10 protein-coding genes and 5 pseudogenes are annotated in these 14,748 nt (G+C 41.3%); 8 read left to right on the top strand and 7 right to left on the bottom strand.

The window, feature by feature from the left end:
• Window positions 1–209: 209 nt before the first annotated feature.
• From dnaJ to crl, 3 genes and pseudogenes are all read left to right on the top strand, one after another.
• Entirely contained in the window at window positions 210–1,349 is a 1,140-nt protein-coding gene (gene dnaJ, locus REG_RS02100) for a molecular chaperone DnaJ (protein ID WP_006704272.1), read from the top strand.
• Between the two features lie 730 nt (window positions 1,350–2,079).
• Window positions 2,080–3,263: pseudogene (nhaA, locus tag REG_RS02095) on the top strand (Na+/H+ antiporter NhaA).
• A gap of 67 nt (window positions 3,264–3,330) precedes the next feature.
• Entirely contained in the window at window positions 3,331–3,729 is a 399-nt protein-coding gene (crl, locus tag REG_RS02090) for a sigma factor-binding protein Crl (protein WP_006704271.1), read from the top strand.
• Between the two features lie 288 nt (window positions 3,730–4,017).
• Here the strand turns inward: crl and REG_RS02085 are convergent, their stop codons facing one another.
• The 3 genes from REG_RS02085 to flgK are packed head-to-tail and all read right to left on the bottom strand — an operon-like array spanning window position 4,018 to window position 7,377.
• Window positions 4,018–5,037 (bottom strand): hypothetical protein, encoded by a 1,020-nt coding sequence (locus REG_RS02085; protein WP_006704270.1) that lies wholly within the window; start codon window positions 5,035–5,037, stop codon window positions 4,018–4,020.
• Window positions 5,038–5,047: 10 nt separating this feature from the next.
• Window positions 5,048–5,971, bottom strand: coding sequence for a flagellin N-terminal helical domain-containing protein (locus tag REG_RS02080; RefSeq protein ID WP_006704269.1), 924 nt, complete (start codon window positions 5,969–5,971; stop codon window positions 5,048–5,050).
• A 20-nt stretch (window positions 5,972–5,991) separates the two neighbouring features.
• Window positions 5,992–7,377 (bottom strand): flagellar hook-associated protein FlgK, encoded by a 1,386-nt coding sequence (gene flgK, locus REG_RS02075; RefSeq protein ID WP_039906930.1) that lies wholly within the window; start codon window positions 7,375–7,377, stop codon window positions 5,992–5,994.
• Window positions 7,378–7,572: 195 nt separating this feature from the next.
• Here flgK and REG_RS14000 point away from each other — a divergent pair, with 195 nt between their 5' ends.
• Window positions 7,573–7,695 carry a hypothetical protein gene (locus REG_RS14000; RefSeq protein WP_260200143.1) on the top strand — a complete coding sequence of 41 codons (123 nt, stop codon included), beginning with the start codon at window positions 7,573–7,575 and terminating at the stop codon, window positions 7,693–7,695.
• Between the two features lie 163 nt (window positions 7,696–7,858).
• Here the strand turns inward: REG_RS14000 and REG_RS02070 are convergent.
• Window positions 7,859–8,820: pseudogene (locus REG_RS02070) on the bottom strand (flagellar basal body P-ring protein FlgI).
• 66 nt (window positions 8,821–8,886) lie between these two features.
• Here REG_RS02070 and REG_RS11795 point away from each other — a divergent pair.
• The 3 genes and pseudogenes from REG_RS11795 (at window position 8,887) to REG_RS02055 (ending at window position 11,994) form a co-directional block, all read left to right on the top strand.
• Window positions 8,887–9,710, top strand: a protein-coding gene (locus tag REG_RS11795; RefSeq protein WP_260200023.1) for an IS5-like element ISRein1 family transposase whose coding sequence is annotated in 2 segments (ribosomal slippage) — window positions 8,887–9,274 and window positions 9,274–9,710 — 825 coding nt in all. Because the reading frame shifts where the segments join, the coding sequence is not laid out codon by codon here.
• Window positions 9,711–9,731: 21 nt separating this feature from the next.
• Window positions 9,732–10,579 (top strand): annotated as a pseudogene (locus tag REG_RS02060) (FHIPEP family type III secretion protein); the annotation flags it as partial.
• A gap of 353 nt (window positions 10,580–10,932) precedes the next feature.
• The gene (locus REG_RS02055) at window positions 10,933–11,994 is read left to right on the top strand and encodes a glycoside hydrolase family 3 N-terminal domain-containing protein (protein WP_006704265.1); all 1,062 of its coding nucleotides are present in this window, start codon (window positions 10,933–10,935) and stop codon (window positions 11,992–11,994) included.
• A gap of 85 nt (window positions 11,995–12,079) precedes the next feature.
• On the opposite strand, the gene ruvX is transcribed toward REG_RS02055, so the two are convergent.
• From ruvX to rsmE, 3 genes and pseudogenes are all read right to left on the bottom strand, one after another.
• On the bottom strand, window positions 12,080–12,502 hold the full coding sequence (ruvX, locus tag REG_RS02050; RefSeq protein WP_006704264.1) for a Holliday junction resolvase RuvX: 423 nt from the start codon (window positions 12,500–12,502) through the stop codon (window positions 12,080–12,082).
• On the bottom strand, window positions 12,502–13,458 hold the full coding sequence (gene gshB / locus REG_RS02045; RefSeq protein WP_006704263.1) for a glutathione synthase: 957 nt from the start codon (window positions 13,456–13,458) through the stop codon (window positions 12,502–12,504). Before gshB ends, ruvX begins: the two co-directional genes overlap by 1 nt.
• 10 nt (window positions 13,459–13,468) lie before the next feature.
• A pseudogene (gene rsmE / locus REG_RS02040) lies at window positions 13,469–14,215 on the bottom strand (16S rRNA (uracil(1498)-N(3))-methyltransferase); the annotation flags it as partial.
• A gap of 44 nt (window positions 14,216–14,259) precedes the next feature.
• Between rsmE and REG_RS02035 the strand changes: the two are divergent.
• A pseudogene (locus REG_RS02035) lies at window positions 14,260–14,748 on the top strand (IS5-like element ISRein1 family transposase); the annotation flags it as partial.

Genomic DNA, 14,748 nt, shown 5'->3' with positions numbered 1-14,748 from the left:
GAGGAGCGCAGACAGTACAAATAGTACGGCAAGTGACGACAACACTTAAATCAAATTAAACTGCTTTGGCTATAGGAGGCAAGGGCGTGAGACCGATGAGCGTAGGCATACTACGTGATTCGGGTGAACACCCGTAGCCAACAACGCGGCGGCTTCAAAGGCGAAGGATATACGCCTGTGCACGCATGTGAGGGGTAGGAAAAAAACAAATGGCGGATAAAGATTATTACCAAATTTTAGGCGTCGACAGAAATGCGACAGAGAATGAAATCAAAAAAGCCTATAAAAAACAAGCAATGAAATGTCATCCGGATCGTTGTCCTGGCGACAAAAATGCTGAAGCTAAATTTAAAGAAGTTAACAAAGCCAATGAAATTTTAAGCAATAAGGAAAAACGTGCCGCGTACGATCAATATGGCCATGCTGCCTTTGATCAGCAAGGCGGCGGAGCTCATTATAATACGCAATTCGAAGAGGCTTTCGGTAGCGTATTTAGCCATTTTTCTGATATTTTTGATGGCGGTGCTCGACGAGGCCGTAATCGTAGTCCATCAAAGGGCTCAGATCTCGGTTATCCAATTAGCTTAACTTTGGAAGAAGCAGTAAAAGGAGTCACCAAAGAAATCACCATTCCAACACAAGAAAAATGTGGCTATTGTCATGGTAGCGGTGCAAAACCAGGAAGCTCTCCAATGACTTGCTCGACCTGTGGTGGCGCTGGACAAGTGATTATGGGTCAAGGATTTTTGAAGATACAACAAAACTGTCCGAAATGTCATGGACAGGGAGCTATCATTAAGGATCCGTGTACTCAGTGTCATGGGCTGGGGCGGATAAAAAAATCAAAAACCCTGGCAGTAAAAATTCCCCCCGGCGTCGATACGGGGGATCGTATTCGTTTAACGGGGGAAGGAGAGGCGGGTACTCACGGTGGACCCGCGGGCGATCTCTATGTTGAAATGCAGATCAAACCTCATCTCATTTTTCAACGTGACGGCAATAATTTGTCTTGTGAAGTGCCGATCAATTTTACGCTAGCAGCGCTAGGGGGTGAAATTGAAGTCCCTACCTTACAGGGACCTGTTAAATTAAAAATACCCGCAGAAACGCAAACCGGTAAATTGTTTCGTTGTGCTGGCAAAGGTGTTAAATCTGTTCGTAGTGATGGCCCAGGTGATTTACACTGTCGTGTTATCGTTGAAACACCGGTTAAATTGAATGAAGAACAAAAACAGCTGTTATCTAAGTTGAACGAAAGTTTTTCAGGTAGCGCAGGTGAAAAAAATAGTCCACTCTCTCAAAAATTTTTAGATCGGGTTAAAAAGTTTGTTGATCATTTAACGCGTTGATTAAGAGCCTCTTGTTGTTTTTTCATCGAAATTTGCTAAGTAAAATAAAAATCCTCGATTAAAGCGAGGATTTTTTTATCGTGGGAGCGTTCTTGTAAGCGCAAGTCCCAGCGTATAACCAAATCAGTCTAATTTGATTCGGCTATATACCCTTCGCCTTTCAAGCCACCGCGTTGTTGGCTGTGGGTATATTTAATATTCATTGATTAAAAAAACTCAAAAAATTAACCGTACCTAGTCGGCATCAAAACCGCCATGGTAAACGCCGCCACCTCAATCACACTGTCCGGTGATCACCTACACTCAACAACTTTTACAGATGAATCAGGGGGTAACATCAGTAGTGTAAAGAGCTATTATAAATAAAATGTTTTGGTATCTTTAATTATAGCCGAATCAGTTTAATTTGATTCAAGGCGGCAGGAGTGAGACAGTACAAATAGTACGGCAAGCGACAAATAGTACGGCAAGCGACGACAACGCAGAATCAAATTAAACTGATTTGGCTATACAGCACGTTTTTTAATTAGACTTCTTGCGAAACCGTAGCGAGGGAAGTGAAATCAAAGCACTCTGCCCCCACAACCCTCGTTATTATGAGCACCGCGTAACGTAGAATTCGCGCCACGCAGTAGGTTATGCAAGAAGTTTATTGATATTTAATTCAAGCTCATACTTTATTTTCCAGCCAAATCCTGGCGTTTAGTCTGATGCTTAAGGAGTATTCATTGTGACAAATATTATTCGTCAATTTTTACGGTTAGAGGCAGCCAGTGGTCTCATTTTAATGGTTGCTGCCATTATGGCGCTCATACTAGCGAACAGCCCCCTAGATTATGTTTACCAGTTGTTTCTCGATTTACCCATTGCGGTGAAAATTGCTTCACTGAATATCAGTAAACCACTATTGTTATGGATTAACGATGGCTTAATGGCCATTTTTTTTCTAGTGGTAGGATTAGAAGTAAAACGGGAGTTATTGAAAGGATCCCTAGCCGGATATGATAAAGCGCTCTTTCCTGCTATCGCAGCGTTAGGCGGCATGTTAGCGCCCGCTATGATCTATCTACTATTTAATGGTGCCGATGAGATAACTCGGCAAGGATGGGCGATTCCTGCCGCCACAGAGACATTGCTTTTGCCTTAGGCGTGATGGCGCTGTTGGGTAACCGAGTGCCGACCAGTCTAAAAGTTTTCTTATTAGCCTTGGCTATTATTGATGATCTCGGGGTTATCGTTATTATTGCTTTTTTCTATACTAATCAGGTTTTTTTGCCTGCACTCTGGGTTGCCGCAGCAGCAATAGCGTTGTTAAGTTACATGAATTATCGTGGGATAGGAAAGACTTCAGTATATTTGAGCGTAGGACTCATACTTTGGGTGGCAATACTAAAATCAGGTGTACACGCTACCTTAGCTGGCGTTATCCTTGGGTTTATGATACCACTGCATACTAAAACAAAAGCTACCCCTTCTGAAACATTAGAACATAGTCTGCATCCATGGGTTGCTTATTTAATTTTGCCATTATTTGCATTTGCAAATGCAGGCGTGGTTCTTTCAGGCGTGTCGCTATCGGGTCTAACCACTTTATTACCCTTGGGTATTGCCTGTGGTTTATTCATCGGTAAACCGCTCGGTATCTTTCTTTTTAGTTGGTTAGCGGTTAAATCCGGTGTTGCTAAATTGCCTCATAAAATTAATCTTAAACATATTTTTGCAGTTTCTGTACTCTGTGGTATCGGATTCACCATGTCTATATTCATCGCTTCACTGGCTTTTGATGAAGTAGATAGCGCATTACTGACTTATTCCAAACTGGGCATTTTACTGGGTTCAACAGCTGCGGCAGTGACAGGTTATCTTCTGCTACGCTTAACATTACCCGATACTAAAATAACGGAATCTCATTAATTTCATCAATTGAGTGTCGCTCAAGAAGCTTTGGAACAGATTGTAATAAAAATAAGGAGATTGAAGAATGACGTTAAATGCTCATCCAAAAAGTAAATTGATGAAAAATTTCGCCCTGTTAGGACCCTATTTGCGTGAAGATCAATGCCGAAATGACCACTTCTTTTTTGATTGTTTAGCGATATGCATCAATGTGAAACTGAGTGCTGAAAAACGCCAGTTTTGGGGCTGGTGGGTAGAACTAAAACCTAAAGAAGGAGGATTCACTTATATTTATCAACTGGGTTTATACAGTAAAAGTAAAGGTTGGCAGGCAGAAAAAATTAAAACATTAGAAGTACAAGATAAGCTGGAAACAACATTGCGAACTTTTCATCAGCGATTGAATGACATGATAGTAGCAATGGAATTAACGCTTGAGCCAGCGCAAGATCACAGTGATCACGGTATTAAACTCTTGGCATAAAACTTTTACACCTCAGGAGCATTTTTGGTATATACCCAATGAATTTCGAGTTACGGCAAGGCGACCAGGGCGACCGACCGATGAGCGTAGACATACTACGTGATTCGGCGAACACCCGCGCAGACAACAAAGCCGTAACTTGAAAGGCGAAGGGTATAGATTTCGATTCGTGCCACCGATACTCAGTACGTTAATCCGCCTTTTACCAAATTTAACGCTTATTCGAAATCTTCTTTGAGCTCGTTGTTGACGAAGTATCAGCGAGCATAAGAGATTTCGAATAGGCTCTTAGGCATAACCCAACAGCAAGTTCTTCACCGTCGCAGTACGCACATTGCCTTGCCCACTAATGGCTTGTGATAGTGTGCTGTAACTTATATTGTCATCACTGAGCTGCTGAAATAAAGCATGCGAAGCTAATATCGCCGTCCCGGCTTCAGGAAAAGTAGACATCGCTGTAATACGGTTACCGACATTTTTTTTATGTATTGCAAGCCAATGCAGCTGTTGTGTTATCTGATGTAAAGAAGCTTTTATCTGATCAAGATAGCTTTTAGCACCGCTAGGATCGCTGATGATGTGCTGGATCTGTTGTTCCAATGCACTTTCAAGCCGCAATTGGACTAAAACAAATTCATTTTCAGGATAACAGTGGCCTTCCCCCTTCACTTTAAGATGATTATTGAGACGGCGCCAACGGCTTTCATTTATGGTAAATACCACTTGATCATGATCATTGTATCGGCCATGAATGCCTAAACGCCCTAATCCTTTATTTAATTGTAGTAATCTTTGTTTCGGCAAGCTTTGTTCTGGCAACTTCAGCCCAATCATCTCCTCTTTTTGCCCCGTTAAAGAAAAGAGGAGGGTTTCACCTGCTGATTGTTGTAATAACTTATCAAACTCATCTGAGAAAAAATTAACTTTTGCACTGCCGGCCAATACAATTTTTAGCTGTCTATCCACAGTACCAGCAGAAAGTGTGGTTCTCTGCAATAACAATGAGAATAATGTATTTGCCTGCTGTTGAATCACATTCAGATCTTTTTCCTGATCTATTATCGAATACAGATGGGATAACTGAGATTCGAGTTTAATTAAATAATCATAAGCTTGCTGAACCGAGGTGAGCTGTTGATTTAGCTGCACGTTATAACGTAATGGCGTACTAGAAATCAGCGGATAATCAGGAAAAGTGGTGATTAATTGACGACTTTTTTGCACTCTGCTGTGATTAACTTTGGCAACAGCCCGCTGTTTTCTTAGCCCTTTGCTTGCTGCTGCGGTGGTCTGTAATTTTACCGACATATAAATTTTTTTACCTAATAGATTGCCAAATACTAAACTCGCTATTTTTACTAAGGATCTTCGATAAAACTTCCTTACTTAAATGTAATTCAAGTAATCGATCTATGAATTGGTATTTTTCTATCTCATTCATTCCCACAAGTTGTTGCGATAAATTTTTATGGAGTTCAATTTTCGTTTGTTGATTTTTATCTAACGAGGCTAGACTTTCTATTCGTATTGCCAATTCAGCGTTTGCCGCGATGATACTGTTTATCGCATTTTCGGTTGGCTCCAAGAGATCATTGATTTCACCTTGATAATCAGCCAGAGGTTTGTCCTGTTTCATATCATCACTGAGCTTTTTGAGTCTATCGAGCAGATCCAAGCGAGTGTCATTATTGGTTGAAAAAGCAGATGTGATATTAACGTTAGTTTTCATGCGTCTATTCTTATCTACGCTCACTTCTTTATACTGTTGATTACCGTTATCACTATAACTGCCACTGCTTTCCTTCACTGCCTGCTCATTGCTTTTAGTGCCAGCAAAAAGATAATTCCTTTCCTCATTTTGAGCATTAAGACTCGACATTATCCGCTCAATATTCCCCGCTAATTTCTGACCAAAAACCCGCCTATCTTCAGTGGAGTGCACATCATTTGCTACCAGCAATAATATATCTTTTATCCTATTTAATGTGTCTTCAATATTCCCCATAGAATTTTTTTGGCTCGAAAAGCTAGAGGTGAGATGTTGATTAATTTTCTTATAAGATCCCAGCTGTTTTATTTCGCGCTCTATTAGCGTGTTATAAGCACTGGCGATAGGATTTTCTGAAGGGCAATTCACTTGTTTTTCATTTTCAATTTGTTTGGAGGTTCGATTAATCTCTTTTTGTATCACCGCAATAGGATTTCTCATTCCATTTTCTATAAAACCAACAGAAGTATTCATCTATGATTTCCCCTTTTTGATTATCTTATTGCTGCTAACAGTGAATCAAATATCTTTTTATAAGACGATATTAATTCCATCATGGATTGATAATGTTGCGTAAATTCCATAAATTTTGCGTATTGCTCATTTTCGTCTACTCCACTGAGACTTGTACGTATTTGATATATTTCTTCCAAATTCATTTTTGCTAATTTAGTGACTTCTTGATGTCCTGCTACTCCCATCGTAAATTGATTAATCACTGCATCGAGAGTCTCTCTAATCGTCATTTCACTCATAGTATTAATGCGTACTTCTTTATTGAGAATGAGACAATTTTCTAATTCTTTTATATTGCCGTTATCATTAGGCAAAGTAGCATCAGCAGAAAAGGCTAATTGATCAGGGGTGATTTGCTCAACTTGCAATATTTTCCCTTGAGGATCATTATTAAAAAACTTGAATAATGGCTCACCTTTATTTCCATTTAAATCATACCCCGCTTGTAGCTGCTGATTAAATTTATCAGCGAGGGTTTGTGCAATAGTCTGAATATTTTTTTGCAGATCGCTTAGCGTCTCGAAAGCGAGATCGTTTATGGCGCCTAATTGTCCCCCACAAGCGGGATTAATGGCATCAGAGGTGTGTGAATAGTGCAATTTTACTGTTTGCCCTCCCTGTGGTAATGGCGTGAGTTCCAGCTTTCTTGCCATATTACCATCCACTAACTGCTTGCCGTCTTTCAACGAAATATTATACTGACCCTTAGCATCTCTATGCAGATCCATTTCCAATAAAGTACTGAGTTCTCTCACAGTAGCATCGCGTTGATCACATAAACTATTATTAGTAGTGCCATTGCTTTGGTATTCGATGATTTTTTGATTAGCCTGAGCGATCTGAGCGCACAATTGATTGATATCGTTAACCACAGATTTACTTTTTTCAGCCAAATTTTCTTTTTGTTGATTAATCTGTTGATTAAAATCATTAAAAGTGGATGCCAGCCCCTTGGCTTTTTCGATGACTGAAAGACGGGTAGTTTTATCTGTAGAATGAAGTTCGGCTTCGGATAATTGGACAACAAAATCATTCAGCTTTAATTGCAATCGGTTTTTTAAATTAACGGTAACAGACTTTTCCAGTGACGTTAAAGAGTCACTCATGGTTTCAGAATAATGATACTCGCTACTCGTCTGTGATTCTTGCTTAATATGAGATTCATTGACCCTACGGTAAATCCCCTCAATTTTCGCCCCATTGCCCGGATTGATACCACTATTTAAGCCAGGGCCAGTGGTACTGATCGTCATCTCTTGGTTTGAATAGTTTGAATTCAGTTTATTTCCCATATTCGTTTCAACAGTTTTTAACCCGGCTTGGGCAACTTTTAATCCACTTGTTATAATATGAAGATCACCCATCTCGACATTTTCCTGCGTATTAACCAATAATAATAAATCGTTTTTTTATATTTCATCTTTAACAGCAAAACGACTCACTCTGACTTAGGCTTAACAGCCTGATAGAGCTGAATCAGTTTAATTTGATTCAAGGCGGAGGAGCGCAGACAATACAAATAGTACGGCAAGCGACGACAACACTTATACCCACAGCCCTTGAAGTTGCCGCTAGGCGGCAAGGGGGTGAGACCGATGAGCGTAGACATACTACGTGATTCGGCGAACACCCGCAGCCAACAACGCGGCAGCTTCAAAGGCGAAGGGTATAAATCAAACTAAACTGATTTGACTAATAATATTAACGAGCACTATAGATTGGCTATTCGATGCTATTTATTTTTATAAGCTTGACGAATTAAATCTCTCAAAAAACCCGGGGATTTTTCTTCAGCTATTTTTGATGCGATTGCAGTATTTAATTTACTGTTATGGTTATTTTTCCTCAAATAACAACTAATTCAGCATCCAATGCCCCGGCTTCATGTAATGCTTGCAAAATAGCCATCACATCAATATCACTTTGCGGTGTCACTGCCGTTTCCCCCCCAGCTAACGCATTGGGTTGACTGACCTTGTAATCTTCACGAATATTTACAGTTAGACTGCCGCCGCTCGCACGGCGACACCATCGCCAATCACTACCGTGCCAGTACGGGCGTTAAATATGATGCGTGGTGTCGGTTTGCCCGCATTAATTTGTACCTCTTCCAACATCGACATAAAAGCCACACGCGCACCAGGATCTTGGGACGCATTGACTACCACGTTAGTGGCACTTTGCGCCATTGCGGTATTAGCACCAAATGTTCGATTCAGTGCACCCGCAACATTATTGGCCGATTTAAAGCTAGGTTGCTTTAAATTGAGGATCACTTGGTTGTTGGTTTGAAAATCGCTGATCGCCTGGCGTTCAATACTCGCCCCATTGGGAATACGCCCCACGGTGGCGGTATTGACCGTCACACTGGAGCCGCTATTGCCTTCCGCTTTCACCCCACCCACGACCAAATTGCCTTGCGCCAAAGCATAAACTTCACCATCGGCACCACGTAACGGTGTCAATAATAGTGTTCCACCGCGCAAACTTTTAGCATCACCAATGGATGAAACCGTAACATCAATTGACTGACCACGGCCATACATCGATGGCAGAGTAGCACTGACAGCGACTGCCGCGACATTTTTGACTTTAGGATCAATCTTTGCTGGCAGCTGTACGCCAAATTGACGCAACATGTTTGCCATGGATTGACCGGTAAATTTAACCTGATTTTTATCTCCGGTTCCGTCTAATCCCACCACCAAGCTATAACCGACCAACTGATTACCCCGGATCCCTTCGATATCAACTAACGAACCAAGTGATTGAGCGGTAGCAGGCGGTAAGGATAGCCATAATCCAATAGACCTCTTCGGAAACTAGCATTCATATAAGAATTTTGGTAAAACACTCCTGAACAAGGAGCCGCCATGAAATATGAAGTAATAAAAGTACTGGAAGAGGAAAAATTTCGTCGCTTAACGGGTGTTAAACGCAGTACATTTGAAAAGATGATAAAGATATTGAATGAAGCAGATAAGAGTAAGCAAGGGAAAGGAGGTCGGAAACCCAAGCGGGGTTTAGAAGAGCGCTTATTAATGGCACTGGAGTATATACGAGAATATCGCACTTATTTTCATGTCAGCCAAAGCTATGGCGTGAGTGAGAGCACATGCTATGAAACGATTAAATGGATAGAGAATACGCTAATAAAGCATCCTGATTTTGCCCTACCTGGACGCAAAGCTGTATTAAAAAGGGATAGGGAGTATGAGCTGGTTCTTATTGATGCCACAGAAACGCCGATTGAACGTCCCCAAAAAAACAAAAGCCGTTTTACTCAGGAAAAAAGAAACGACACACCTTAAAAACACAAGTGCTCGTTGATAAAAAAAGTAAAGCAGTCATCTGTACAAGCTTTACGAATGGGAGGCGCCATGATTTTAGGTTGTTTAAGGAGTCTGGTGTGCGAATACATCCTGACATCAAAACAGTTACCGATACAGGTTACCAAGGGCTTGGCAAGATTCATTCAAACTCGGCGTTGCCTAAGAAAAAGACAAAGAAAAATCCCTTAACAAAAGAAGATAAACGCAACAATCGTGCGTTATCAAGCCAGCGTGTATTAAACGAACATGTCATTGGTATGATTAAAAGATTTAAAATTGTATCAGACCGTTATCGAAACAGGCGAAAACGTTTTGGATTAAGATTTAATCTGATTGCTGCAATTTATAACATGGAAATTAGATAAATGATAGTTTCCGAAGAGGTCTATTCTATTAACATTAATAACGTCAAGGTCGCCGAGGGTGAAGTGCATGTCGATAAATTGATGGCTATCCCCACCCTGAGTTATACGGTGAAATCGATGGAATATTGGATAACGATCCGGCTTATGGCATCGCCATTGTTTGGATTGATCCTGAGGAGAAACCTCAGGCGCTAGGGCTAGGCTATCAGGTGGTCGATTGTGCGAGTGTATTGGCGACCCATGTCAATAAAGTCGTACGTCACCATCTGCCCGAGTTGTTTAATTATGATGATATTACGCCACTGCACGGAAGATTGGCTAGATTATCACCCCGTTTAGCCGAAGATCTGGCCACGACGCTAAATTTTAGTCAATTATTGCGCATCTATCGCCAACTATTGGCTGAGCAAGTGCCGTTAAAAGATATCGTACGTATTGCGGCCACACTGATAGAAAGCGCGGCGATAACCAAAGATCCGATGTTATTGACCGCCGATGTGCGCTATGCGTTACGTCATGCTATCGTCAACGAATTAAATAAAGGTAAAAAAGATCTACCGGTTTATACCATCAATAATAAGCTAGAAAACATATTGCTCGAGGCATTAAACCATGCTCAGCAAACCAGTAAAGTCGCGCTAGATAATTTCCCTGTTGACCCTAATATTTTAAATCAGTTACAAAAAGATATGCCGATCATTAAAGAAAAAATGAAAGCGCAAGGCGGCACGCAGATACTATTGGTAGCACCGCAAATCAGGCCGATCATCGCGCGTTATGCTCGGCTGTTTGCTGAAGGCTTAAATGTCCTCTCTTATAATGAGATACCCGATAATATTGATTTGGATATCGTGGGTACCTTGGAGTGATCAGAATGATTTAGGTTATACCCTTCGTCTTTGAAGCCGCCGTAACTTGAAAGGCAAAGGGTATAACAGAGCGAAACATCTGTTTACAAGATTTTTTCCTATTTAGGTTTTTTGTGCTTACTATTGTTTATTTATAGATTAAGTGGAAATTTCTTATGACTTATGGTTTTTGCCCTCGAGTTCCCTCAAATGATACGAGTGATATGCCATTTCTGGGGGAAAAAAATCCACCAAATAGCAAGATTGCAGAATTATTATCAGGAATCCGTATGACTACGGAGCAGCCTCCCAAATTCTAGGGTGGAAATAATAAGATTACTGGCTGCTTATCTCCATCAGAGATAACAGAGAAGTTGCCGGATAAAGTCTCATTGAAAGAAAAAATAGGGCAAATGCTGATTGTGGGTTTTCATGGCACTACGGTAGAAGAGAACAGTCCAATTGCTCACCTGATCAAAAACGGAGAGATCGGGGGTGTTGTTCTATACCTGCGGAATATTGAAAATCCCGCTCAAGTAAAACAATTAACAACAGACTTGCAACGTTTGGCAGCAAAATCTGGCCAACATTTAATCATTGCGGTTGACCACGAAGGTGGAAAGGTCAATCGGTTCAAGCATCATTATTTTCCAACAACCTACTCTGCTCAACAGTTTGCCCAGCTGCCTATTAAGCAAAAACAACAACTAGTTCAAAGCATGACTGAAACATTGGTAGATGCGGGGGTCAATACCAATTTTGCCCCAGTTGTTGATTTACATAGGCCAGAAACCTTTATTGCCGGCGCAGAACGCAGTTTTTCAGCGTTACCAAAAGAAGTAGCAGAGAATGCCCAATTAATTTCTCAAGCTCATAAAAATGCCACAATAGACTGTACTTATAAACATTTTCCAGGACATGGTAGCGCCGCAGGCGATAGTCATAAGGGCTTTGTCGACGTGACGAAAACTTGGCAATCAGAAGAATTAGGGCCGTATAAATCCTTACTGAATCAGGAAGATGCTTGCTCCATGGTTATGACGGCACATGTTACCCATCTCACCTTCGATCCCAGCGGCAAACCTGCCACCCTATCTCGAGCGATAATAGAAGGAATATTGCGCCAAAAAATCCGGTTTCAGGGGATTGTTGTCAGCGACTGCATGCAGATGAAAGCGATTCAAGATAATTATACGCTGGAGGAAGCACTCGAACTTTCTATCAATGCGGGCGTCAATATGTTGATTTTTGGCCATCCGTCAGTTTCGAATCAACCAGCTGAAGATTGGCAAAACCCTGAAGCCATCATCGATCTCATTTACCGTGCAGTAGTAATATCAGGCAAAATTCATCCGGACATAATTGAGGATAATTATCAACGTATACTCCAATTGAAGAAAAAAATGACCTCCTCTTCTCCTAAAATTAATAGCTGACATTAAGTTGTTAAGAAATATGTTCAGAATCAGGCCTTATATCCCCGCCCGCATTGGGTTATGGTTTCCGGCGAATTTTGCTAAATTATTGTGCATGTTGTTCAAACCAACTGCATAAAATAACAGCAGCCGAGGCAGCATCAACGTTGCCTTTATCCAGCGCCCGATATCCCCCATGATTGAACAAATGAGCCCGCGCAGCCACTGTACTAAGGCGTTCATCATGCAATGCAATTTTTACGTTAAAACGACTGTGCAAACGATTGGCGAATTTACGGGCTCTGCTTGTTAAGGGTTGCTCAGTGCCGTCCATATTCAGGGGCAATCCAACTACCACTAATTCCGGTTGCCATTCCCCCAGTAATTTTTCTACCTGCAACCAATCAGGAATGCCATCCCGTGCTTTCAATGCCGATAAAGCCGTTGCTGTACCTGTGATAGTTTGGCCGATAGCGACACCAATACTTTTAGTACCAAAATCAAAAGCCATAATAGTGCGATTAATCATTACCGTTGTTTCTTAGCTATGATATTTTCAATGGCGTTCATTAGCATACCAGTAATAGAAATCGAAAACGCCGCCTCAATTTCGCGAATACAGGTTGGACTGGTGACATTAATTTCAGTCAGACGATCGCCAATAATATCTAATCCAACAAAAATCAATCCTTTTTCTTTTAACCGCGGAGCAACGGTACGCGCAATCTGCCAATCACTTTCACTCAGTGGCTTTGCTTCAGCACGCCCACCAGCGGCTAAATTACCTCTGGTTTCACCCTGAGCCGGGATACGTGCTAAACAATAAGGCACAGGTTCACCATCCACAACCAATACACGCTTATCGCCTTCTGCAATAGCCGGCAAAAAATTTTGCGCCATACAAAAATGTTGACCGTGATGCGTCAAGGTTTCAATAATAACCGATAGGTTCGGGTCATCTTTTTTTATCCTAAAAATTGATGCTCCTCCCATACCGTCTAACGGTTTCAGAATAATATCTTCATGATCTTGATGAAATGCACGGATTTTTTCTTTTTGGCGCGTTACCAGCGTGTGTGGCGTTAATTCAGGAAACCAAGCGGTAAATAATTTTTCATTACAGTCGCGCAGACTTTGCGGTTTATTAACCACTAAAGAGCCTTCAGCTTCCGCTCGCTCTAAAATATAAGTGGCATAAATAAATTCAGTATCAAAGGGGGGATCTTTACGCATCAGAATAACGTCAAGCTCATCTAATGGCAGATCCTGCTCATTACCAAACTGATACCAATTTTTCTGATCGTCAGTGACTTCCACTGGACGCATACATGCCTTACCTTTACCATTTTCTAGATAAAGATCAACGACTTCCATGTAATACAGTTCCCAGCCACGACGTTGCGCTTCTAGCAGCATCGCAAAACTGCTATCTTTTTTTATATTTATCGATGAAATAGGATCCATCACGATACCAAGCTTGATCATTTTTTCCCCTCCCCAGATCACCAAACTGCAACTGTAACGCAGTAATCGCAGTAATCGCAGTAATCGCAGCAATGGCGGCCGTTTCTGTGCGAAAAATACGTGGCCCCATGCGGATACCTTCAAAGCCATTATTAAACGTCATGTCAATTTCATCAGCAGATAAACCGCCTTCTGAGCCTATCAGTAAACGAATCTTATCTACGGATAGCGGTAAAGTATTCATCTGTTTTTTTGCCTGCGGATCCAGCGTTAATTTCAAGCTGTCATCCTGTTGTTGACACCAATCGGACAGAGACATAGCCGCACGAATTTCAGGAATAACATTGCGACCACATTGCTCACAGGCCGCGATAGCTATTTTTCGCCATTGCTGATTTTTTTTCTCCAAACGTTCCTCTGATAGCTTGATACTGCAACGTTCTGAAAACAAGGGGGTCAGCACATTGACACCTAATTCAACAGATTTTTGGATAGTCAATTCCATTCTTTCGCCCCGCGAAATAACCTGCCCTAGATGTAAATGTAAAGGCGATTCACGATCTTCCACACAGCCTGCATCCACTCGAACAAATACCTTTTTTTTATCCAGCCGGATAATTTCAGCAGTAAAAAGTCGATTGCTACCGTCAAATAAGTGCAGCAATTGTCCTTTTTTCATACGTAGCACAAGACTGACATGTTTCACCGCATCGTCGTTAAGCACGATTTCACTGTGATCAGATAAAAGGGTTGAATAGACCTCTTCGGAAACTAGCATTCATATAAGAATTTTGGTAAAACACTCCTGAACAAGGAGCCGCCATGAAATATGAAGTAATAAAAGTACTGGAAGAGGAAAAATTTCGTCGCTTAACGGGTGTTAAACGCAGTACATTTGAAAAGATGATAAAGATATTGAATGAAGCAGATAAGAGTAAGCAAGGGAAAGGAGGTCGGAAACCCAAGCGGGGTTTAGAAGAGCGCTTATTAATGGCACTGGAGTATATACGAGAATATCGCACTTATTTTCATGTCAGCCAAAGCTATGGCGTGAGTGAGAGCACATGCTATGAAACGATTAAATGGATAGAGAATACGCTAATAAAGCATCCTGATTTTGCCCTACCTGGACGCAAAGCTGTATTAAAAAGGGATAGGGAGTATGAGCTGGTTCTTATTGATGCCACAGAAACGCCGATTGAACGTCCCCAAAAAAACAAAAGCCGTTTTACTCAGGAAAAAAGAAACGACACACCTTAAAAACACAAGTGCTCGTTGATAAAAAAAGTAAAGCAGTCATCTGTACAAGCT

The sequence above is a fragment of the Candidatus Regiella insecticola LSR1 genome (assembly GCF_000143625.1).
GTDB lineage: Bacteria > Pseudomonadota > Gammaproteobacteria > Enterobacterales > Enterobacteriaceae > Regiella > Regiella insecticola.
This window is presented reverse-complemented; position numbering and strand designations above follow the sequence as displayed.

Bases quoted from the DNA above. Each gene is read 5' to 3' on its own strand.
- dnaJ (WP_006704272.1), top strand. From the start codon at position 210: ATGGCGGATAAAGATTATTACCAAATTTTAGGCGTCGACAGAAATGCG.
- crl (WP_006704271.1), top strand. From the start codon at position 3,331: ATGACGTTAAATGCTCATCCAAAAAGTAAATTGATGAAAAATTTCGCC.
- REG_RS02085 (WP_006704270.1), bottom strand. From the start codon at position 5,037: ATGTCGGTAAAATTACAGACCACCGCAGCAGCAAGCAAAGGGCTAAGA.
- REG_RS02080 (WP_006704269.1), bottom strand. From the start codon at position 5,971: ATGAATACTTCTGTTGGTTTTATAGAAAATGGAATGAGAAATCCTATT.
- flgK (WP_039906930.1), bottom strand. From the start codon at position 7,377: ATGGGTGATCTTCATATTATAACAAGTGGATTAAAAGTTGCCCAAGCC.
- ruvX (WP_006704264.1), bottom strand. From the start codon at position 12,502: ATGATTAATCGCACTATTATGGCTTTTGATTTTGGTACTAAAAGTATT.
- gshB (WP_006704263.1), bottom strand. From the start codon at position 13,458: ATGATCAAGCTTGGTATCGTGATGGATCCTATTTCATCGATAAATATA.